The organism is Rhizobium sp. CNPSo 3670 (assembly GCF_057784555.1).
Map to the genome: position 1 here is coordinate 22,674 of NZ_JBXSOL010000013.1, position 22,468 is coordinate 45,141.

The following is a 22,468-nucleotide window of genomic DNA, read 5'->3' on the forward strand; positions in this document are numbered from 1 at the left end:
CGGTGGCGGTGCGTGCGCCTTTGGCGCGCGCATACTGTATCGGCAGAAGGTTCACCCCTCCGTCGTCCTCGGGCTTGACCCGAGGACCCACGCCCGCCTCCGCGACTGTGGCAATGGATTCCGGCTCAAGGCCTGGAATGACGGTGAGTGGGGGGTGCGTTGCCGCCCGCTCGCCGTTGGCCCTCCAATATATTCCATCGAGTTATTTCCCGATGAGAGCCAACTGCCGATCGAAATCAGAGGGATCGAAATAGTCGCGCCACACGGTGATCGCTCCCTCCACGACTGTCAGCGTCCCCATGACCGGAAGTATGATTTTTCCACCACCCTCATGCAGGAACACATCAAGCCGTTCGTTAAGGACGAGATTTCCGGCCGCCGCGATCTGTGTCACCGTCCAATCGACGGTGAATGTCGTTCCAATTCCGAAATCCCGGTGAAACTTTCGGACGTTCTCGCGCCCGATGATATTCGGGAGCGGTACGTTGTCATACAGCACTTCTTCGGAAAGCATGGCGATCGCCTCGTCGATGTGGCCCGCGTTCCAGTGGCCGAAGAAGGTCAGGGCTGTCTTGGTTGGATCAGTCGACATTCAGTGAATTCCTTCTTGAAGGGTTCGAGAACCCTAGCGACAAATTTCAGAGAGGTCTGGCTCGCAATGCTGAAAAGCCTTCAGACCAGCCGCGATCCACCGTCCAGGTTGAGCGTCGCGCCGTTCATCCAGCCATTCGCCATCAAGAACACGACTGCCGCCCCGGCTTCCCCAGCGCTCCCGAGACGATGTAACGGCAATGTTGCCCTGAGGCCCTCGACAAAGGCGTCGCGACCGTCGCCAAGTGCCTTGCCGAGCAGTGGAGTATCGATCGGACCCGGCGAAAGGGTGTTCACCCGGCGCGGCGCGAGTTCCAACGCAAGGCCGCGTGCCAATGCTTCCATCGCTGCCGAAGCGGCAGCTAGAACCGCCGTCCCATAGGCATTTGGTCGGTCGCCCAGTGCTCCGGATACGAATGTCACCGAACCGTCGGCGGCGAGCCGGTCTCCAATGGACCGAAGCGTATATATCCCCGCCCAGACGCGCTCTTCGAACGCGCGGCGCAGATGGTCGACGTCGGCTTCCAGCACCTTGCCGACGACGAAGCTTCCGGCCAGCAAGACGAGGTGATCGACATGGTCGATATCAGCGAGCGCGGATTCGATGGCCGCGCGCTTGGTCACATCGGCCGCCCTCCAGCCACTGAGGCCATGTTGTTCTGCGGCTTGTTTTGCCCGTTCGGCGTCAGATCCGACCACGATGACTTTTGCGCCGAAGGACTTGGCTTGTGTGGCTGCGGCGAGGCCGATCCCCGAGGTGCCGCCGACGATGAGTATGGTTTTGCCTGATAGGGTATCCGAGATGTTTGATTGAGTGCCCATCGCTCTGGCTCCGTTTTGGAGGCGCTCGATTGCGCCGATGGCCAGAAAGTAATTCCAATTGCCTCGATTGATAATTGGCCCAATATTCGCTTTACTCATGCCATCATGGCACAAATCGGCATAGAACGTCTCACGGGCCTGATTGCATTTGCGCGGGCCGCATCCCTTGGAAGCTACACTGCGGCAGCCCGCGCGCTTGCGGTGTCACCGTCGGCCGTCAGCAAGAGCGTCCAGCGGCTCGAGCAGCAGCTCGGCATTGTCCTGTTCCTCCGTACCACGCGCTCTCTGACGCTTACGCCGGAGGGCCGCGATCTGCACGATCGCGCGCTGCGTCTGCTGCGGCAGGCCGAGGATATCGAGCAGGCCGCAATGGCCGCCCGCGCCGAACCGTCCGGCATTCTCCGGATATCGGCACCACTTCCGGTCGGCGTGCATATACTCGGCCCGGCGCTTCCTCGCTTGCGCGCACGCCATCCGAAACTCGCAATCGATCTGCGCCTGGGAGATCAGTTCGTGGACATGATCGAGGAGGGTATAGATGTCGCCATTCGGGTTGGAGCGCTGGCCGACTCCCGTTTGAAGTCCCGACGGCTTGCGCCGCATCGCCTTTGTGCCTTTGCTTCGCCCGAGTATCTGAGACGACGGGGTACGCCTCGACATCCTGACGAACTGGCGGGGCATGACTGCGTCAATTTTCGCTTCCAGAGCTCGGGCCAGACACTTCGCTGGCCCTTTGCATCAGGAAAACGAGTCTTCGAGGCCACGCCAGAGATTGGGATCACGGTGGACACAAGCGATGGTGTCGCCGCTGTCCTCGTCGCCGGCGGCGGCGTCGGCATCTCTCCAACCTACATCGCCGCGCCCTATGTGAAACGTGGCGAACTCGTGCCGATCCTCGCCGCCTTCGCCGTCGACCGCTCCAGCATGATTGCACTCTGGCCAGAGAGCCGCCGCGCCAATCCGAATGTCAAAGCATTTCTGACATTTCTCGATGAGGTTTTCCCGGCGCGTCCACCTTGGGACGAGGTGGTGTTTGCCGGACAGTAGTGTTGCGGGGTTCGGGTGGCGCTAGCGGGAAGGCCAGACTTCGGCGCTGATCGCAATCCCCCAAAGCGCCGCCCGACCGGCTTGGCCGCAGGGCTGGTCTATGACCCATTGAGCCAACAAGAGTTTCAGCCAGCCCGAAAGGCTCAAGGCGGGGGCTGACCGGACGCGGTGTCGCAACAATTGCGCTTTGTTGCGCTGGATGCGCTAGTTCACATCGTCGGCCGAGATGTGCCTGACTTCGGTAATTCTCACCAGCGGGATCTCGGCGCGTTCGTTTGCCTCCTTCACATCCTGCTCCGACGAAGCGTCGAATAGGCAGAATGATCGTTCCTCGGCGGGGATGAATGTCGAGCGCAGATAGCGCACCGGCTTACCTTGCCTGGTCATCTCGGCAGTGACATTTTTTGCGCGCGATGCCGCTGCACTGAGCTGATCGGGAGTGATTCCTGGCAGATGTCTTTCGACCATGTACTGTGGCATGATGATTGTCCTTGTGTTGAGCGATGACAGCATGCGTTTGGACATGTCGCGCGATCGCTTTAACTTCCGGCCGTTGCGAATGGACATCTATTTTGCCGCCGTATTCACAGACCTCGTCCGACACTCAGCGGTTTGGAACACGGTTTCGCGCGACACGATCACGAGCGCGATTGCAGAATATCGTTACCTGTCTCAGACGCTTGCCAGCCAATACGGACGACGGCACGAGAATTTTACAGGCGACGGGCATCTTTATCTATTCGAATCTGCTGACGTAGCCGTCCATTTCTCGTTGAAACTCATCGCCTACTGGAAACAGCGGCGGCGTCACCTGACGGCCGGCCAGGCGAACGATTTGCCAATCCGGGTGGGCTGTCACTTCGGCGAATGTTCCCAAATGCACGATGACCACGCCTGGATCGGTCGTGCCTTGAACATCGCGAAGCGGGTGGAATCATGTGCCGAGCCGGACACCCTCTTCGTCACGCAGACCATACTCGATCTTATCGATTTGCCCGTCTATCTCTTCCAGGAGGTTGATGTCTTCGAACTCAAGGGCGACTTCCTGCCGAGGCGACATCTCTATCGGATCGTGTCGGTCGACCACGCAGCGCTTGCGGGGCGTTCCGAAGAGCGGATGACCGCCGAGGACTGGTTCCTGAAAGGGGCGGGAATGACCGCTGCGGATGAGAAGGAGTTGGCAGGGGAACGGCATTGTTACGAAAAGGCATTGGAGCTACGCGCGGACTATCCGGAAGCGCACAACAATCTGGGTGTCATCCTGAAGGCCGCCGGCCACAGAACCGCCGCTGAGGCTCGATACCGGGATGCCGTTCGTCTCTGGCCCCAATATCCGGAAGCTCACTACAATTTCGCGATACTCCTCGAGGAAACCGATCGCCCTGATGAAGCGGCAGCCCATTATCGGCTGGCTCTAAAGTGCCGACCGGGTCACGTCGACGCCCTTCTGCGTCTGGCTGGTCTTTTCGACCAATGGGGTGACCGCTTCGAAGCGCATCAGCATTTTCAGGAGGCCCTGCGGCTTCGACCAGGCTTTGCCGAAGCCCACAACAATTTCGCGGTCTTCCTCGAGAAAAACGGTGATGCGGGAGCCGCTGAGGCGCACTACCGACAGGCGTTGCAGCTGAGGTCAGACTACGCCGAAGCGCATTATAACTATGCGATGCTTCTTGAGGCTCGGGACGTCGAGGCAGCAGAATCACACTATCGCGCAGCACTGAGCTCGTCGCCGAATTACGCCGAAGCACATAACAATCTTGGGGTGCTGCTTCACGAGAAAGGCGCCTTCATGGAAGCAAGGTCACATTACCTTACGGCGATAAGGTCGCGTCCCGGGGACCCCCAGTCGTATCGGAACCCTGGCCCTTCTGCTGGCAGCAATGGGCGAGCAGGAGCAGGCGGATCGCTATGCCCGGAAAGCGAACGAGCTCTCTTCAGGGTGAGGATGGCGGGCACGTTCGGCCGCAGGCGGCATTGGCCGGGCTTGACCCGAGGACCCACGCCGGCATTATCGGCTGTGGCCATGGATTCCCGGCTCGAGGCCTGGAATGACGGAGGCCGGAGGGGCGTATCCGCCCAACTCGCCGGCGGCGCGGCGCCCCGCAAACCGCTACAATGATCGCCTTTGGCGTAATCATCGCTTGCTCGGTTTGCTTCGCACCTTGACCAGGCGCATATGGTCGTTTCGAGTAATAGCGCTGTGACAGAGATGGCAGAAATGCGCCGCAGCGCATTTCCGTTGATCAAGTCCTGAGCGCGTCCGGACTGTCCCCCTCCCGCTGTCACGTCTCCGGCAGGCCAGCCTTTCGGAAGCCGTCGACAAAGTGGTCCCGTACAGATGCATCGCGCAGCGGCTGGGAGCTGAGCCAATGGCCGATCGTGAAATGAGGGTGGGCGATCAGGAACAATTCCGCTTCTCGCCGCGCCTCCTCATGGTGGCCCAACTGCGCAAGCGCAGCAGCCAGGAATTTGCGTGAGTTGGTGCGATACGTTTCTTTCCTGCGCAGTGTAGCGGTTGCCGCCTCATAGTCACCCGCAGCGTATTGCGCCTGGCCAAGATGACAAAGATACCAGCAGGCTGGATAGGGATTGAGCCGCAGAGCTTTTTCGATCTGCGCCAGTCCGTCGGCAATCCTGCCGTCCAGCACGGACATATCAGACATGGCGGCCCAGGTATCGGCGTGGTTGGGGTCGAGTTTCAGGGCCATGGCGAAGGCGGCCTCGGATTCCTCCCATCGCCGCTCATAAGCCAGAATGGTCCCCAGAACGTAACGGCAGCCGGCATCGTTGGGATCGAGGTCGACCGCCTTCTGCGCTGATGTCACCGCCATCCGACGATTAGGATCTTCGGGCTCGCCGAAATGAGTCCAGGCAAGCCAACGGTTATAGGCGAGCAGACCGAGCGCCTCGGCATAGGATGGCTCGAGCTTGACCGCGCGTTGGAGCAGCATATAGGCCTCACGCTCGGTTTGCGGCGACTCTTCCGTCAACAGGCGGGCGCGCACACACAGATCGTAGGCCTCGAAGTTTTTCGGCCGATTGCGCGGCGTCGGAATGGTCAGCCGGCCGACGAGAGCTTCAACAATCTTGGCGTTGACCTCATCCTGCAACTCGAAAACATCTTCCAACGTCCTGTCAAACCGTTCGGCCCACAAGTGCTGGCCGCCAAGCGCGTCGACCAATTGAGCATTGATGCGGACACGGCCCATTGCGCGTCTGGCGCTCCCCTCGAGGACGTAGCGGACGCCGAGTTCCTGGGCGACGAGCCGTACGTCGATCGGCTTGCCTTTGTAGCCGTAGACGGAATTGCGCGCGATGACGAACAGGCCAGCAGTGCGGGAAAGGTCGGTGATCAGGTCTTCAGTCAAGCCGTCGACGAAAGGCTCATCCGTTTCATTCCCACTCATATTCGTGAACGGCAATACAGCGATCGAGGGATTTTCCGGCAGCGGCAATATGCTCTGCAGCGCATCCGGCCAATGCCACACGTGGACTGGGCGGGTCAGGTTCTTCAGGTAGCGTTCACCTGCATCGAAGAACTGGTCGGCGATCTCCCCGACGATCTCGCCGTGAACGCTGGCTGAAATGCAGATACCTCCCGGCGCGGCCTGCGTCTGGAGGCGCGCCGCGACATTGACCCCGTCGCCGAGGACGTCTGAACCGTCGTCGATGACATCTCCGAGATTGACGCCCACGCGCAAAAGCAGGCGCCGGTCTTCGGAACCCTCAACAGCGGTGATGGCTCGTTGCATTTCCAAGGCCGCGTCGACCGCGTCCACCGCGCTGCCGAACTCGATCAGGAAGCCGTCGCCCACAACCTTGAAGATGCGACCCTTGTGACGCAACACAGCCGGCTCGATAACGCCAGAACGGAGTTCCCTGAGGTTCTCAAGCGTTGCGACTTCATCAGCCTCCATCAGGCGTGAATATCCCACCACATCGGCAACGACGATGACGGCAAGGCGACGCTGAAGAGAATGATCCGTCATTTGAGGACAAGCCCCACGACCAAGTTCCCAAGTTATTGTTCAAGCGCGGGTGAGTCAACAAAAGGTAAAGGGCTAATGCCCAGGCGACCTCCACCTCCATCAAGCCGTCATCCCTCTTTGTGGCCGCCGGCGTCGAGTTCTCTCTTGAGAGCCGATAGGCCGACGACCGCTCCCGGCCCCAAATCGGTCATTCCTTCTCGGCCGCAGCCGGGCCTGCTCCTGGAACATTTGAGATATGGGACTTCTAGCCCAGAACGCGGTCCCGGTTCGTATCTCATGGGGGCTCTCAAACTCCCCAAATCACCGACTCCTCATGACGTTTGATCAAGTGCCGAAGATCTTGGAAACCCAGGCGGACGAATTCGGCAAATTGATCGACGGCGGGAGCTCGTGGAGCATCGACGCGCTTGAGGATCGCAAGTGCGCGCTCTGGATGAGGGATCGTGATTGGCAGTGCGGTGATCGTCTTTTCCTTGCGCTGCGCGAAGACGACGCTGTGCGGCATGATGGTCAGCGCATCCGCCGATTTCAGGTAGTTGATTACACTCATCAGCGAGCCGCCGCCGTAGCGGATCTTGATCTCGGTGGCGCCGAAGGAGAGCAGCAGTGCGCGCAGGTCCGCCAGCAGCGGGCTTCCGGGTGGCGGCGCAATCCACGGATAGTCGAGCAGATGGCTCGGCTGCGGCCGCCGTTTCAGAAGCAGCGGATGGGTTACCCGACAGGCCACGACATTGCGGCCCGGGAGGATCTGCTGGAATTCGAGCCCGGAACCCTCGTCGAGTATGTCGATCGGGCATATGGCGAGGTCGATCTGATCTGCCTTCAGCGCCGCGCGCAGATCCGGGAAATAACCGTAGCTTTGATCGATCCGCACGTCCGGACGGCTTGTCTGAAACTCTGCGCACAGTCCGGCAATCAGCGCATCCATGAAGAAGGGCGTGCCGCCGATCCGCACGACGCCGCTCTTGCCGACGCGGAAGCTTTCGACGAGATCGGAGGCTTTGCGCGAGGCTGCGAGCATGACGAGGCCGTGCTCGGCGAGCGAAAGGCCAAACGGCGTCGGCTGCAATGGCCGGCGACCCTTGACGAAGAGCGGCTCGGCCACGCGCTTCTCCAACATGGACAAGGTGCGCGACACGGCAGGCTGAGCGAGGCCCAGTAAGGCCGCACCTTCGGTTACGCCGCCTGTTTTGACAACGGCGGCAAGCTGGATCAGGTGACGTTCATCGAACTTCATAACAATGCGTTATATTGTTTTGCAACAAAATCATCAATCCATGCAATTCCGACTGCTAGTATCAATCTCGGATACACGTGAGATCGTGGAGGATGAGCATGGCGGAGCGTGCAAAGGCGCTCACATTCAGCGAGGCGACCTCGGCGGAGGTTTTCTCGGAACGCTTCTCCGCCGGCAGTGACGGCAATCTGTCACGGCTGATCGCTGCCGCCGTCATCCATGTTCATGATCTCATCAAGCAGTTTCGCCCGACCCAGGACGAGTGGCGCAAGGTCATTGCCTTCCTGACCGATGTCGGCCATGCCTCGGACGAGCGGCGACAGGAATGGGTGCTTCTGTCCGATCTCATCGGGGCGTCGGCCCTGGTCGAGGAAATCAATTCGCGGCGACCGAAAGCGGCGACGCCGAATACCATTCGCGGACCGTTTTTCCGCAATGATGCGCCAGCAAGGGTATCGGGCTCTTCGATCTCGCTCGACGGCATCGGCGAGCCGCTGGCGGTGGCCGTGCGGGTGCAGGATCTCGATGGCCTGCCGATCGCAGGCGCCGAGGTCGTCACCTGGCAGGCGAATGCCGAGGGCTTTTACGAGAACCAGCAGCCGGATTTGCAGCCGGAACATAATCTGCGCGGCCTCTTCCATACCGATATCGACGGACGGTTCCATTATCGCTCCGTCATGCCGTCGGGTTATGGCGTGCCGGACGATGGCCCGGTCGGGCGGCTGCTCGCCGAGGCGGGCTATCCGCTGCGTCGCCCGGCGAACCTGCATTTCGTCGTTCGTGCCAAGGGCTTCGAGACGATCACCACCCAGATTTACGATGCGAGCGATCCACACCTTGGCGAAGACGCCCTCTTCGGCGTGCGGCCCGAGCTCATTGTCTGCTTCGAGCCGTCCGAGATCGATGGACAGCCCGCCAAGGCGTTGAGCCTCACCTTCGTGATGGTGCGAGCAAAGCCGGGGAGGGCGGCATGACCCAGGATTTTTCCTATGCGGGCAGTCCCGCCCAAATCGTCTTCGGTGCCGGCAGCCGCAATCGGGTCGCGCAATGGGTCGCCAAAGCCGGCCGCAAGCGGGCCTTGATCCTCTCGACGCCGCATCAGAAGGCTGATGCAGACGCGCTGGCCGAAGAGATCGGGCCGCTTGCCTGCGGCGTCTTCTCGGGCGCGACCATGCACACGCCGGTCGAGGTGACGGAGGCGGCGATGCGGGTGGTGGCGGAAACCGCGGCGGACTGTGTCGTCTCCCTCGGCGGCGGATCGACAACGGGGCTCGGCAAGGCGGTTGCCTATCGCACCGATCTTCTCCAGATCGTCATTCCCACGACCTATGCCGGCTCGGAGGTGACGCCGATCCTCGGGCAGACCGAAGCCGGCCGCAAGACGACGGTGCGCGATGCCAGCATATTGCCGGAGATCGTGATTTACGATCCCGAGCTGACGCTCGGCCTGCCGGTCGCCATGAGCGTGACGAGTGGGCTGAACGCCATGGCCCATGCGATCGAAGGGCTTTACGCGCAAGACCGCAACCCGATTTCGAGCCTGATGGCGCTGGAAGGCCTGCGCGCCTTTGCCCGAAGCCTGCCGGTTATCGTCAACGATCCGAAGAACGCCGAGGCGCGCAGCGATGCCCTTTACGGCGCCTGGCTCTGCGGTTCGGTGCTCGGCACGGTCGGCATGGCGTTGCATCACAAGATTTGTCATACGCTCGGCGGTTCCTTCGATACGCCGCATGCCGAAACCCATGCGGTGATGCTGCCGCATACGGCCGCCTTCAATGCCGCAGCCGCGGCATCGGAGCTGGCAGGCGCGGCCGATATTTTCGGCGGCGCCATCGGTGGCGGGCTCTGGGATTTCGCCAGGGCGATCGGATCGCCCTTATCGCTCAAGGAATTCGGGCTGACAGAAAATGATCTCAATCGCGCGGCTGCGATCGCTGTTGAGAATCCCTACTGGAATCCGCGACCGATCGAACGGAGTGCGATCCGCCAGCTTCTGCAGGACGCTTGGGAGGGCCGGCGGCCGACGGACTGAGACACAGGCGCCTGCGGGCGCGCTCTTTGGGAGGAGCGACAATGGGAGGAGGAAACATGTTCACGAGACGCGATTTTCTGAAGACGACGGCGGCCGGCGGCGCATTGATTGCAACGTCGGGCCTGCCCATGCCGGCGATTGCCAAGAATGCGGCAATCAAGCTTGGCTATGTCAGCCCGCAGACGGGGCCGCTCGCCGCTTTCGGCGAGGCCGACAAGTTCGTCATCGATGCCTTTCTGGCGACGACGAAGGCAAAGGGCCTGAACTACGAGGTCGTGGTCAAGGACAGCCAGTCGAACCCGAACCGCGCTGCCGAGGTCGCAAAGGAGCTGATCGTCGACAGCCAGATCAACCTGATGCTCGTATCCTCGACGCCGGAGACGACCAATCCGGTTTCCACGACCTGCGAGGGCGAGGAGATGCCCTGCATTTCCACGGTCGCGCCGTGGCAGCCCTGGTTCATCGGCCAGCAGGGCAATCCCGGCGATCCGGCCTCCTGGAAGCCCTTCAATTACGCCTATCATTTCTTCTGGGGCCTTGAGGATATCATCGCCGTCTTTACAGGCATGTGGAGCCAAATCGAGACGAATAAAAAGGTCGGTGGCCTGTTCCCGAACGATGGTGACGGGAATGCCTGGGGCGACAAGGTCGTCGGCTTCCCGCCGGTTCTGGAAAAGCTCGGCTACGGACTGACGGATACCGGCCGCTACCAGAACCTCACGGATGATTTCTCGGCGCAGATCAATGCCTTCAAGCAGGCAGGCACCGATATCCTGACCGGGGTGATGATCCCACCCGACCTCACCACTTTCTGGAACCAGGCCAAGCAGCAAGGCCTGAAGCCCAAGGTCGCCTCGATCGGCAAGGCGCTTCTCTTCCCGCAGACCGTCGAAGCGTTGGGAAATGCCGGGCACAATCTCTCGACCGAGGTTTGGTGGACCCCGACGCATCCGTTCAAATCGTCGCTGACGGGCGAGACCGCAGCCGCCGTGGCGGCTGCCTTCACCAAGACAACCGGCCGACCATGGACCCAGCCGATCGGCTTTGCCCATGCACTGTTCGAGCTCGCCGTCGATGTCATGACGCGGAGCGAGGATGCGAGCGATGGCGATGCCGTCGCCAAGGCGATCGGCGAGACCAAGCTCGACACGCTCGTCGGGCCGGTTGCCTGGGGAAACGAGAAACTGCCGCCGTTCGCGCAAAAGAATGTCGCCAAGACGCCGCTGGTCGGCGGCCAATGGCGGCTGAAATCCGGCGGCGGCTACGATCTCGTCGTCGTCGAAAACGGGCTGGCGCCGAACGTACCGCTTGGCGGCAAGCTCGAAGCCCTTGCGTGAAAGGAGGGTTGCCCGGCACTCGGTCGGGCGGCCGCCAACGGAGAACGACAATGCCCCTACTGGAATTGAAGGGAGTCTCGAAGTCGTTCGGCGCGCTCGTCGTCGCCGAGGATATCGGCTTCTCTGTCGAGCCTGGCGAGGCGCTCGGCGTCATCGGGCCGAACGGCGCCGGCAAATCGACGCTGTTCAACCTTATCAACGGCAATCTCTCCGTTGCCGGAGGATCGATCCAGTTCGACGGCCGCGATGTCACCCATGTGCCGCCGATGCAACGTTGCCTTGCCGGCATGGGCCGCACCTTCCAGATCCCGCAGCCTTTCGCGCGTCTGACGGCCTATGAAAACCTGCTGGTTGCCGGTGCTTTCGGTGCCAAGGCGCGGGAAAGCGATGTCTCGGCTTCGTGCGCGGACATCCTTGTCGAGACCGGCTTGATCGCCGAAGCCAATGTGCCTGCCGGATCGTTGACCCTGCTTGAACGCAAGCGGCTGGAATTGGCGCGTGCGCTCGCCACCCAGCCGAAGCTGTTGCTTCTCGACGAGATCGCCGGCGGATTGACGGAAGGCGAATGCCGCCAGCTCATCGCGACGATCAAGCGGGTTCACCAGCGCGGCATCGCCATCATCTGGATCGAGCATGTGCTGCATGCTCTTACAGCTGTGGCCGAGCGCATCCTCGTGCTCAATTTCGGCCGGGTGATCGGCATCGGCAAGCCCGATGCGATCATGGGTTCGAGCGAGGTGCGCGAAATCTATCTCGGGATGGAGGTCTGACGATGAGCCTCATCGAAACTCGCGGCCTTACGGCCTCCTACGGCGATTTCCAGGCCGTGCTCGGGGTTGATATCAGGCTTGAGGCGGGCGAGACCATCGCCATTATCGGCGCCAATGGCGCGGGGAAATCGACATTGATGCGCTCGATCGCCGGTGTCATTGCCAACAAGCCCGATATGGTCCTGCACCATGGCGAGCCGATTGGGGCAATGCTTGCATCCGATGTCGTGCGGCGCGGCATCGCGCTCGTGCCGGAGGGGCGGAAGTTGTTCCCGTCGCTGTCGGTCGAGGAAAATCTGCAGATCGGCCGCTATGGCCGCCGCGTCGCTGGACCTTGGACGCTCGACAGCATCTATTCGCTATTTCCGGTCCTGAAGGAGAGACGCCGCAATCCGGCGACGGCGCTCTCGGGCGGGCAACAGCAGATGGTCGCCATCGGCCGGGCGCTGATGTCCAATCCGGAGGTTCTTCTGTGCGACGAGCTGAGCCTCGGCCTCGCCCCCGTGGTCATCAAGGACATTTATGCCGCCTTTTCCCATATCCGTGCTGCGGGTGCGGCCACCGTCATCGTCGAGCAGGATATCGCCCAGGCGCTGAAGGTGGCCGATCGCATCTACTGCATGATGGAGGGCCGCATCACCCTGACCGGCCGCCCTGCAGAACTCGATCGCGCCGATATCCATGCGGCCTATTTTGGAGCGGACACCCATGAACTGGCTTGATACGCTTCTGCAAGGTGTTCTGCTCGGGGGGCTCTATGCGCTGTTCGCGGCAGGTCTCAGCCTGGTTTTCGGCATCATGCGCCTGGTCAATCTCGCCCATGGCGATCTCATCGTCCTGGCGGCTTTCCTGATCCTGGTGCTTGTCTCTTTGTTGGGGCTCAATCCCTTCCTGGCTGCGCTGATCGCCGCACCCTTGATGTTCGCCGTCGGTTGGGTGCTGCAATATCACCTGCTGAACCGCACCCTTGGCAACGACATCCTGCCACCCTTGCTCGTCACCTTCGGCCTGTCGATCGTCATTCAGAACGGTCTGCTGGAGGGCTTCACGGCCGATAGCCGGCGGATCTCCGCGGGCGCCCTCGAAACGGCTTCACTCCAATTCGGTGGTGTGGGCGCCGGCCTGATGCCGCTCATCACCTTTGCCTCGGCAGTCCTCGTGATCGTCGGTCTCAACCAGCTCATCTACCGCACCGAGCTCGGCTGCGCCTTTCGAGCCACCTCGGACGATGTGGTGACGGCGAGCCTGATGGGCATTCGGCCGAATACGATCTTCGCCGTCGCGACCGGGCTTGCGATGATGATCGTGACGGTTGCTGCCCTTTATCTCGGTATGCGGGCGAACTTCGATCCGACGGCTGGGCCGGCGCGGCTGATCTACGCCTTCGAAGCCGTTATCATCGGTGGTCTCGGCTCGCTGTGGGGCACGCTTGCAGGCGGGGTCATCCTGGGAGTTGCCCAGACGGTCGGCGCTGCGGTCAATCCCGAATGGCAGATTCTTGCCGGGCATATCGCCTTCCTGCTCGTGCTGGTCTTCCGGCCGCGCGGTCTTTTCCCTCGCGCCGTGGATTGAGGGCGCCATGACTCCGGGTTTCGAAACAATGCCGAGCGAAATTGCTGCACCGCCGGGCTGGCGGGTGGAAACGCGGACGCGGCTTTCGAGCATCTTCATCATCCTCTCGCTTGTCGCGGCGGCCGCGCTCGCCGCTGCACCCTTCATGGTGTCGCGCGGCGTCGTGCAGGATCTTTTCTTCATCCTGACGATGCTGGCGCTGGCGCAGAGTTGGAACCTGCTTGCCGGCTATGCCGGACTGATCTCGGTCGGGCAGCAGCTCTTTGTCGGCTCCGGCGCCTATGCGCTGTTCGGCTTCGTCATTCTTGCCGGCGTCGACCCGATCCTCGCCATTCCGCTCGCCGGCCTCTTTGCAATGCTGATCGCAGCGCCAGCCGCCTTCTTTTCCTTCCGGCTTTACGGCCCCTATTTTGCGATCGGCACCTGGGTCATCGCCGAAGTCGGGCGGTTGCTGTTCGCCCAATGGAAGATGCTCGGCGGCGGAACGGGAACTTCGCTGCCGCGCGAAGCCACCAAGGATATGCTCGGTATTTCGGTGCTGCAGAACTGGTTCGGCATGCGTTCCGCGGCCGCGGCCGATGCGCTCACCTATTGGCTGGCGCTGGCTCTCGTCGCGCTGACGATCGGCTTCATCTATCGGCTGCTGCGCAGCAAGCAGGGCCTTGGCCTTGCTGCCGTGCGCGACAATGAGACAGCGGCCCGTGCGCTCGGCGTCGATGCGCGGCGGCTGAAGATCCTTGTCTATCTGGCAACCGCTTCCGTCACCGGCATGGTCGGTGCGCTCATTTACCTGCAGAAGGCGCGCATATCGCCGGATGCCGCGTTCTCGCTGACCGACTGGACCGCCTATGTCGTGTTCATTGTCGTCATAGGCGGCATCGGCACCATCGAAGGGCCGCTGGTCGGCGTGCTCGTCTTCTTCCTGCTGCAGAATGCCTTTTCGAGCTACGGCTCCTGGTATCTCCTTGCGCTGGGCGCGCTTGCTATCGTCACGATGCTGTTCGCGCCACGGGGTCTCTGGGGTCTCATATCCAGCCGTACCGGTTGGGAACTCTTTCCGGTCCGCCGCCTGCTGAGAGGCGGATCAACGCTACATGATGAAAAGGGAGGGCCAAATGGCTGACATCACCACCGACGTTCTGATCATCGGTACGGGACCCGCCGGCTCGGCGACATCAGCGCTGCTTGCGACCTACGGCCTCGAGCCGATGGTGATCAACCGTTATCGCTGGCTGGCTAGCACGCCGCGCGCGCACATCACCAACCAGCGGACGATGGAGGTTCTGCGCGATCTCGGTCGCGACGTCGAGGAGGAGGCCTATCTCTTCGCGGTCGAACAGGATCTGATGGGGCAGAATGTCTTCTGCACGGCGGTTGCCGGCGAGGAAATCGGCCGCATGCAGAGCTGGGGCAACCACCCGCTGTCGCGTGCCGAGCACCTTCTTTCATCGCCCGCCCACATGAACGACCTGCCGCAGACTTACATGGAGCCGCTGCTGTTCAAGACAGCATGCTCGCGCGGCGCGCAGGCGCGCATGTCGACGGAGTATGTGAGCCATGTTCAGGATGCCGAAGGGGTCACGACCACCTGTCTCGACCGCTTGACCGGCAGGGAGCTGGTGATCCGTTCGAAATTCCTGATCGGCGCCGATGGCGGCAACTCCAAGGTGGCGGAACATGCCGGCCTGACCTTCGAAGGTAAGATGGGCGTTGCCGGCTCGATGAACATTCTGTTCGAGGCCGATCTCTCGCGCTATGTCGCCCATCGCCCGTCGGTGCTTTACTGGGTGCTGCAGCCTGGCGCCGATGTCGGCGGCATCGGCATGGGCCTTGTTCGCATGGTGCGGCCATGGAATGAATGGCTGATCGTCTGGGGCTATGACATCAATCAGCCCGCGCCTCAGGTCGACGATGCTTTCGCCACCAAGGTCGTGCGCGAACTGGTCGGCGTTGCCGATCTCAAGCCGAAGATCAAATCCGTTTCGACCTGGACCGTGAACAACATGTACGCGACGACTATGTCGAACGGTCGGGTGTTCTGCATGGGGGATGCCGTCCATCGCCATCCGCCTTCGAACGGCCTCGGCTCCAACACCTCGATCCAGGATGGCTTCAATCTCGCGTGGAAGCTCGCATTGGTCCTCAAGGGTCAGGCGGGCATGGGCCTGCTTGAGAGCTACCAGGCCGAACGTGCGCCGGTCGCCAAGCAGATCGTTACCCGCGCCAACAAGTCGATCGAGGAATTCGGCCCGATCTTCAAGTCGCTGGGTCTGCTCGATTCCGTCGATCCGGTGAAAATGCAGCAGAACATGGATGCGCGCTGCGATGACACCGCCGATGCGGAGCGCCAGCGCACGGCGATCCGCGAGGCGATCGCCTATAAGGTCTACGAGTTCGACGCGCATGGCGTGGAGATGAACCATCGCTATGCTTCGAACGCCATCATCAAGGACGGGCAGCCGGAGCCAGCCTACGAGAAGGATGCCGAGCTGCATTTCCAACCGACGACGTGGCCGGGTGCGCGGCTGCCGCATGCCTGGCTGTTCAACGACAGCGGCAGGAAAGTATCGAGCCTCGATCTCACCGGTCATGGCGTCTTCACCCTGTTGACCGGTATCGGTGGCGACGGCTGGATTGCGGCGGCGAGGGCTTTGTCGAAGGAGTTCGGCCTGCCAATCACGACTCATAAGATCGGCCCGCGGCAGGAATGGCAGGACCTGACGGGAGACTGGGCGCGCGCCCGCGAAATCCGCGATGCCGGCGTTCTGCTCGTGCGTCCGGACCATCATGTCGGCTGGCGTTCGCATGCCGCAGTCGCCGATCCGGAAAACGAGCTGCGTCGTGCATTGAAAGCAATTCTGGATCGGTGAGGCGACAATGAGCTTTGAAGAAAAAGGCTATTTCACTGAGGAAAACTCTGTCGAGGTTGTCACCGGCCGCAACACCAATGCACTCGATGCGCGGCTGAAGCAGGTGATGGAGGTGGTGACCCGCAAGCTGCATGAGGCGGTGAAAGAGCTGGAGCCGACCCAGGACGAATGGATGGAAGCGATCCTCTTTCTCACCCGCACCGGTCACACCTGCACCGACTGGCGGCAGGAATTCATTCTGCTGTCGGACGTGCTCGGCGTGTCGATGTTGGTCGACGCAATCAACAACCGTAAACCATCCGGCGCGTCCGAAAGCACGGTTCTCGGCCCCTTCCATGTCGCGGATGCGCCGGAACTGCCGATGGGCGCCAATATCTGCCTCGACCAGAAGGGTGAGGACATGGTGATCAGCGGCCGAATCCTCGATACCGAAGGCCGCCCGATCGAAAACGCGGTGCTCGACGTCTGGCAGGCGAATGACGAAGGGTTCTATGACGTCCAGCAGAAGGGCATCCAGCCCGATTTCAATTTGCGCGGCGTATTCCGCACCGGCAAGGACGGACACTATTGGTTCCGCGCGGTGAAGCCGAAATACTATCCGATCCCAGACGATGGTCCCGTGGGGCAATTGCTCGCTGCGCTCGGCCGTCACCCCTACCGACCTGCCCATCTGCACTATATCATCAAGGCAGACGGGTTTGAGACGCTGACGACCCATATTTTTGATCCCGACGATCGCTACATCCATTCCGATGCGGTCTTCGGGGTCAAGGAGAGTTTGCTGGCCGAATTCAAGCTGACGGACGACCCCACAAAGGCAGGGGAGCTCGGTTTCGCAGGATCATTCTGGCAGGTCGAGCACGATTTCGTGCTGGCGCCGGAACGAAAGTGAAAACAGGCTAGCCCCCAAATTAGCGAAAAGACCGGACTCCTGTGCCAGCGCGCCCTCGGTCGTGGTAAGATGCTCAGCTCCCTGTATCAAAATCGTGGGGCAGAGAAATGGAGAGGCGTCTCGCCGCGATACTTTCCGCTGACGTGGTAGGCTATAGTCGTCTCATGGGAGTGGATGAGAGCGGCACCTTCGAGCGGTTGAAGGCCTGCCGCCGGGAGCTGGTTGATTCCGCCATCGAAGAGCATCATGGCCGGATCATCAAACTCATGGGTGACGGCGCACTCGTCGAGTTTGCCAGCGTTGTGGACGCGGTTCAATGTGCGGCCGTCATCCAGCGGAAAATGCCCAGCAGAGACCAAGGAGTTTCCGAGGAGCAGCGCATTCGATTTCGCATCGGGATCAATCTTGGCGACATTATCGTTGAAGCCGATGACATCTATGGCGACGGCGTCAACATAGCCGCCCGTCTGCAGGCAATTGCCGAACCTGGCGGAATCTTCATATCCGGGACCGCATTCGACCATGTTGTGCACAAGGTCGATGTCGGCTTCTCGGCACTCGGCGAGCATCGACTGAAAAACATTGCGGACCCGGTTCGCGTCTATCGCGTTCTGCTTGACCCAGGGCACATCGGCACGGTCGTCTTTTCCCCTCGGCCAAGGTCACGAGGTATCGCACTGCTGGCGCTCGCGGCGCTGTTGATCCTTGCCAGCGCGGCTGTCGTCGCCTGGCAATGGCCGCAGAAGCAACGCGCATCGATCGCAGTGCTACCCTTCGCCAACTTGAGTGACCAAACCCAGGATTACTTCGCCGACGGCATTACCGACAACCTGATCACCGACCTCACCAGGTTGTCGAAACTTGATGTCATTTCACAGAATTCCGTCTTTGCCTACAAGGATAAGCCCCACTTGCTGGCAGACATACGCCGTGACCTCGGCGTGCGCTTTGTCGTGGAGGGCAGTGTTCAGCGCATGGGCGACCTGATGCGCGTCAACGCGCAGCTGGTCGACGCTGTGAGCGGCGACCATCTGTGGGCCAATCGGTTTGATCGCAGCGGGGCGGATGTGTTTGCTGTCCAGGATGCGATGAGCCGCCAGATCGCCAATGCGCTCGGTCTGGAACTCACCCCGTCCGAGGTAGAGCGAATTGCCCGACCCCCGACCGCCAATCTCGAAGCTTATGACTATTATCTGCGTGCCGAGCAGGCGGCCCGTACCGGCCGTCGTTCTCGGATGCTGGAGGCATTGGCGCTGTTTGACAAGGCCGAGGAACTCGACAGCGGCTTTGCTGAAGCCTTCGCGTCCGATGCGCATGCGTCGGCCTTTGTCTGGCGAAGCGCATATGACGACGTCCTCCAGAGTGCCCTGGCGCGAAAAAGAACATACGACAAGGCAAGTCGCGCGCTCGCCCTCGATCCCGAACTACCGTCGCCTTATGCGGTCCTCGCTATCATGCAGGTCGTGGACCGACGTTATGACCAGGCGATCGCCTCGGCGCAGAAGGCCGTGTCGCTCGGGCCCGCCGATGCCGAGGCCCATATGGCGGCCGCATATGTTCAATTGGTAACGGGCAATCACGCCGACGCCGCTGCTGCGGTCGACAAGGCGCTCAGGTTTGATCCGAACCCCTCTGCTGTCGACCGATATACGGCTGGCATGATTTTCTATCTGCAACGCGACTACGAGAGGGCGATAGACAGTTTCAAACGCGCAGGCTATGGCTCCCAAGGTAACGGCGAGTTCGTTACCGCTCTCGCCATGGCCTATGTCCGTGTCGGTCGCATTGATGAGGCTCGAGCGACTGTCGCCGAGGCCGAACGTCTCATGGGGGGGCGTGACTGCCTCGCGTCATGGCGGCTGGGCAGTGCCCATTTCAGAGACCAGGATTTGGCATTTATCCTCGACGCGCTGCGCGAGGCGGGGCTGCCGGAATGGCCGTTCCGCTTCCAGGGGGACGAGCAAAACCGGTTGAAGGGTGCCGAGATCGCTGCCACCGTCATGGGCAAACTACTGCGGGGAAAGACCGAGCCGTCCGATAGCCCTGCGCTGATGCAAGTCCAACTGGACGGAAAGGCCGCATTTCGCTCGGCGTCCCAAATGATGACCGAGAAGATTTCTGTCAAGGGGGACCTGCTTTGCGAGCAAAGTGAAAACGCATTTGGCCGAGCCGATTGCGGCCCGGTCTATAGACACGCAAACCCGGCTGGCGAAACCAGCTATGCCTACGTAAATTCGACCAAGGTCTTTTATTTTTCACCGGCACAATAGGCGCTTGTCAGTCCGTCAGTGATACTGATCCAGTTCGAGATCGGCCGCGACCTTCGCCCATTTGGCATCGGCCTTCGCCACAGTGTCCGCCGGATGCGCGGCAAAGTCCTCCGCATCCGCCTTGTCATACATCAGGTAAAGCTTTCCTTCGACAATCTTGAAGGCTTGCGGATCGATGTTGACGGTGACGGACCCGCCGCTCACCTCGCCCGTGCAGTAGCCGCCGTACTGGGGCGCGTATTTAAGCGGCTCGCTCATAAACATCTCACGATGTTTGGCATTGGCGAAATGCCAGGGCGTCCCCATCCAATCGTAGGAGATTTTTTCCGAGCCTTTCGTCGCTTTGCCTTCGGTAAAGTAGGCGACAGTGTCGTATCCCATGATAGCGACACCGCCGAAGTAGCCCGTGTTTACGGAATCGTCGGCCATGGCTGGTGATCCGCTGACTGCACCTGCGACAGCCAGACCGATCATTGCCGAAGAACGGCCAATGCATCGTGTCCCGTTTCCAGAATGCATCTGCTCCTCCTGTCTTAATCATGTATTTCCATGCACTTAGCGTAATTGGCCGCGCCGAGGATGCTGCCCGGAGGGCAGGCCACACCATGTCGCTTGAACAGGCGGACGATATCGAAATTGCCTTTCCACATGGCCCTCGTGATTGGCGCGTAGCCGTGAACCTCGGCGTGGTTGACATCGGCCCCCTTGGTAAGCAAAAACTCGGCTAGGAGGACATGGTTCTCTTCGCCCGCAACCATGAGGGGCGTAACACCGGCTTTGTTGGATGCATCGTCGAGAACGGCTCCATGGTCCAGGAGCAGTTTGCTGATGGGTAGGCTACCCGAAAATGCCGCAGCATGAAGGGGCGTAAAGCCGCCTGAATTCCTCGCCATAACATCGGCATGTCTGTCTATTAACAGCTCGGCAACGGCAAGCTGATTTTCAAGCGCGGCGTTGATGAGTGGTGTTGCTTGATCCCGCGTGCGGCTGTTGACATCGGCACCCGAAGCCAGAGACTGTTCCACGGCAACGGTGTTTCCTGCTGAAATGGCATCGAACAAGGGGTCCCCAGCGGCCGCCACTGTCGCTGAAAAAAACAACGCCACCGATGTAAGAAACCGGCGCATAGCTTCACCTTGAAATTTCCCCACAGAATACCACGCCGTCGGCGCTTAAGCTACCTGACACCTGCATCGGCCATAGCGGCGACCCGCGGTGACGACGCCTCTCAACCTGGGGGACGGAAGCCGCCGGCAAAGGGAGTCATTCCAGATGCGGATGTCCTCCGGCTCGGCGACACGGCCGTCCTCCTTGTCGCGGCCGATCACCTGCGGCTGCAGCCAGAGAGGGCCGCCCGACGCTCCGCATGCAATTGGTCAGCGCCATTCTGGTCGCCCGGCACCGATTCAACTGTTGACCCTCAATCACGCTTTGCCGCATCCCTCCAGGCGCGCTCGAACGGTAGGCGCCAGGCGTGCGGGGCAATGAGTTGGTGGATCGACTTCGGCCCCCAGCCGCCCTGGTCGTAAAGGCGTACGGGCGGCGGGTTATCGAGGAGAGATTGGGAAACCTCCCAGAGCCGCTCAATACCCTCGGCCGTAGTGAACAGCGTGTGGTCGCCGCGCATGGCGTCGAGGATCAGACGCTCATAGGCCTCCAGAACTTCGCCAATCAGGCCGGTTTCGCTCATGGCGAATTGCAGCGAGAGTTTGTCGAGCCGGAAGCCCGGTCCAGGGCGCTTGCCATAGAAGGAAAGCGAGACCTTGGAGGCATCGGCAAGGTCGAAGGTAAGGTGGTCAGGGCCCTGCGCCCCCACGCCAGAGCCCGCAGGGAACATCGATTTCGGGGGCTCACGGAATGCGATGGAAATAATGCGCTGCCCCTCGGCCATGCGCTTGCCGGTACGCAGGTAGAAGGGCACGCCAGCCCAGCGCCAGTTGTCGATGGCGCATTTTAAGGCGATGAAGGTGTCAGTGTCGCTTTCGGGATCGACGCCAGGCTCCTTACGGTAGCCGATGTATTGACCGCGCACCACGTCGCGCGGCTCAATCGGCAACATGGAGCGGAACACCTTGTTCTTCTCTTCCGAGATCGGCGCAGGCTCAAGGGCAGTGGGCGGCTCCATCGCCATGAAGGCGAGGATTTGGAAAAGGTGGGTCACCACCATGTCACGATAGGCGCCGGTGGTCTCGTAAAAGGCGGCGCGGGTGGAAAGGCCGAGCGTCTCCGGAACGTCGATCTGCACATGGTCGATGAAGTTGCGGTTCCAGATTGGTTCGAACAGGCCATTGGCAAATCGGAAGGCCAGGATGTTTTGCGCCGGCTCCTTGCCGAGGAAATGGTCAATGCGGAAGATCTGCTTCTCGTCGAACACCTCGTGCAGCTTCTTGTTCAGTGCAACGGCACTGGCAAGGTCCGTGCCGAAGGGCTTTTCCATGATGATACGGGAGCGTTCAGTCAGCTCAGCCTGGGCGAGGAGTTGCACGGCCAGCAGGGCGGCACTGGGTGGCACGGACAAATAATGCACGCGCCGCGTCTCGGCGCCCAGCGCTTTCTCGGCCCTGTCGACCGCTTCCTTGAGAGCATTGGCGCCGGCAGCGAGCGGAACGTAGTCGAGCGATGCGGCAAACGCTTCCCATTCGGACGGCGAGAACTTGCGCGTCAAGAATTTGTCCAGTGAGTCACGGGCGATGGTGCGGAAGGCATCGGCATCGATGTCGTCAAGCGAAACGCCGATAATGCGACATCCTGGGATGAAGCCCGCATTGGTGAGGTGGAACAGCCCGGTCAGTAGTTTGCGCCTTGAGAGATCACCCGTCGCGCCGACGAGCACAACGACCTGTGGGTAGCCGGGGCCAACCCGAGTTGAATTCTTGCGCAAAACACTCATCCTCAAGCCTTCCGTTGTTGCTTGGGGATGGAGGTCGACCCTAGCTCCGCGCTGCCGCGAAGCGGCTATCTTCGTGCGTGATGCCATGACGTTGAAGCTCACCCCTCTAAGGTTAAATAGAGGCATGGATCGTGTAGCGGAGCAAGGGG

The 22,468-nt window shown here is 61.1% G+C and carries 20 protein-coding genes; 12 read left to right on the top strand and 8 right to left on the bottom strand.

Translation table 11 applies throughout. The features are described from left to right. Positions 1–202 precede the first annotated feature (202 nt). Complete coding sequence (locus AC13QO_RS15360) at positions 203–592, bottom strand: limonene-1,2-epoxide hydrolase family protein (RefSeq protein WP_488541124.1); 390 nt, start codon at positions 590–592, stop codon at positions 203–205. Positions 593–672: 80 nt separating this feature from the next. Next, complete coding sequence (locus AC13QO_RS15365) at positions 673–1,512, bottom strand: SDR family oxidoreductase (protein WP_488541125.1); 840 nt, start codon at positions 1,510–1,512, stop codon at positions 673–675. A gap of 6 nt (positions 1,513–1,518) precedes the next feature. Here AC13QO_RS15365 and AC13QO_RS15370 point away from each other — a divergent pair, with 6 nt between their 5' ends. After that, positions 1,519–2,460, top strand: a complete 942-nt coding sequence (locus AC13QO_RS15370; RefSeq protein ID WP_488541126.1) for a LysR family transcriptional regulator — start codon at positions 1,519–1,521, stop codon at positions 2,458–2,460. 204 nt (positions 2,461–2,664) lie between these two features. On the opposite strand, the gene AC13QO_RS15375 is transcribed toward AC13QO_RS15370, so the two are convergent. Further along, entirely contained in the window at positions 2,665–2,940 is a 276-nt protein-coding gene (locus tag AC13QO_RS15375) for a DUF4242 domain-containing protein (RefSeq protein WP_085777304.1), read from the bottom strand. On the opposite strand from AC13QO_RS15375, the gene AC13QO_RS15380 reads away from it, so the two are divergent. Then, the gene (locus AC13QO_RS15380) at positions 2,939–4,579 is read left to right on the top strand and encodes a tetratricopeptide repeat protein (protein ID WP_488541127.1); all 1,641 of its coding nucleotides are present in this window, start codon (positions 2,939–2,941) and stop codon (positions 4,577–4,579) included. The genes AC13QO_RS15375 and AC13QO_RS15380 overlap by 2 nt on opposite strands. Before the next feature lie 163 nt (positions 4,580–4,742). Here AC13QO_RS15380 and AC13QO_RS15385 read toward each other — a convergent pair whose 3' ends face one another. Continuing rightward, positions 4,743–6,449: an adenylate/guanylate cyclase domain-containing protein gene (locus AC13QO_RS15385; protein WP_488541128.1), complete on the bottom strand. Its 1,707-nt coding sequence runs from the start codon at positions 6,447–6,449 to the stop codon at positions 4,743–4,745. Positions 6,450–6,735: 286 nt separating this feature from the next. Continuing rightward, on the bottom strand, positions 6,736–7,686 hold the full coding sequence (locus AC13QO_RS15390) for a LysR family transcriptional regulator (RefSeq protein WP_488541129.1): 951 nt from the start codon (positions 7,684–7,686) through the stop codon (positions 6,736–6,738). Positions 7,687–7,784: 98 nt separating this feature from the next. Here AC13QO_RS15390 and AC13QO_RS15395 point away from each other — a divergent pair, with 98 nt between their 5' ends. The 10 genes from AC13QO_RS15395 (at position 7,785) to AC13QO_RS15440 (ending at position 19,429) form a co-directional block, all read left to right on the top strand. Next, on the top strand, positions 7,785–8,660 hold the full coding sequence (locus AC13QO_RS15395) for a dioxygenase family protein (RefSeq protein ID WP_097597516.1): 876 nt from the start codon (positions 7,785–7,787) through the stop codon (positions 8,658–8,660). Continuing rightward, the gene (locus AC13QO_RS15400) at positions 8,657–9,718 is read left to right on the top strand and encodes a maleylacetate reductase (RefSeq protein ID WP_488541130.1); all 1,062 of its coding nucleotides are present in this window, start codon (positions 8,657–8,659) and stop codon (positions 9,716–9,718) included. Before AC13QO_RS15395 ends, AC13QO_RS15400 begins: the two co-directional genes overlap by 4 nt. A 56-nt stretch (positions 9,719–9,774) precedes the next feature. Then, positions 9,775–11,055: an ABC transporter substrate-binding protein gene (locus AC13QO_RS15405; RefSeq protein ID WP_285192927.1), complete on the top strand. Its 1,281-nt coding sequence runs from the start codon at positions 9,775–9,777 to the stop codon at positions 11,053–11,055. A gap of 50 nt (positions 11,056–11,105) precedes the next feature. Next, a complete protein-coding gene (locus AC13QO_RS15410) occupies positions 11,106–11,825 on the top strand; it encodes an ABC transporter ATP-binding protein (protein WP_488541131.1) in 720 nt (239 codons plus the stop codon). 2 nt (positions 11,826–11,827) lie between these two features. Further along, the gene (locus AC13QO_RS15415) at positions 11,828–12,547 is read left to right on the top strand and encodes an ABC transporter ATP-binding protein (protein WP_285192929.1); all 720 of its coding nucleotides are present in this window, start codon (positions 11,828–11,830) and stop codon (positions 12,545–12,547) included. Continuing rightward, positions 12,534–13,397 carry a branched-chain amino acid ABC transporter permease gene (locus tag AC13QO_RS15420; RefSeq protein ID WP_488541132.1) on the top strand — a complete coding sequence of 288 codons (864 nt, stop codon included), beginning with the start codon at positions 12,534–12,536 and terminating at the stop codon, positions 13,395–13,397. The genes AC13QO_RS15415 and AC13QO_RS15420 overlap by 14 nt, the downstream gene beginning before the upstream one ends. Before the next feature lie 7 nt (positions 13,398–13,404). After that, positions 13,405–14,520: a branched-chain amino acid ABC transporter permease gene (locus AC13QO_RS15425; protein WP_488541133.1), complete on the top strand. Its 1,116-nt coding sequence runs from the start codon at positions 13,405–13,407 to the stop codon at positions 14,518–14,520. Next, positions 14,513–16,267, top strand: a complete 1,755-nt coding sequence (locus AC13QO_RS15430; RefSeq protein WP_488541134.1) for an FAD-dependent oxidoreductase — start codon at positions 14,513–14,515, stop codon at positions 16,265–16,267. Before AC13QO_RS15425 ends, AC13QO_RS15430 begins: the two co-directional genes overlap by 8 nt. Positions 16,268–16,274: 7 nt before the next feature. Beyond that, entirely contained in the window at positions 16,275–17,159 is an 885-nt protein-coding gene (locus tag AC13QO_RS15435; protein WP_488541135.1) for an intradiol ring-cleavage dioxygenase, read from the top strand. A gap of 107 nt (positions 17,160–17,266) precedes the next feature. Further along, positions 17,267–19,429 (top strand): tetratricopeptide repeat protein, encoded by a 2,163-nt coding sequence (locus AC13QO_RS15440; RefSeq protein ID WP_488541136.1) that lies wholly within the window; start codon positions 17,267–17,269, stop codon positions 19,427–19,429. A 15-nt stretch (positions 19,430–19,444) separates the two neighbouring features. On the opposite strand, the gene AC13QO_RS15445 is transcribed toward AC13QO_RS15440, so the two are convergent. From AC13QO_RS15445 to zwf, 3 genes are all read right to left on the bottom strand, one after another. After that, positions 19,445–19,948, bottom strand: coding sequence for a YHS domain-containing (seleno)protein (locus tag AC13QO_RS15445; protein WP_488541137.1), 504 nt, complete (start codon positions 19,946–19,948; stop codon positions 19,445–19,447). 14 nt (positions 19,949–19,962) lie between these two features. Next, entirely contained in the window at positions 19,963–20,556 is a 594-nt protein-coding gene (locus AC13QO_RS15450; protein ID WP_085777318.1) for an ankyrin repeat domain-containing protein, read from the bottom strand. A gap of 293 nt (positions 20,557–20,849) precedes the next feature. Next, positions 20,850–22,319, bottom strand: coding sequence for a glucose-6-phosphate dehydrogenase (gene zwf, locus AC13QO_RS15455; protein ID WP_488541221.1), 1,470 nt, complete (start codon positions 22,317–22,319; stop codon positions 20,850–20,852). Positions 22,320–22,468: the final 149 nt, after the last annotated feature.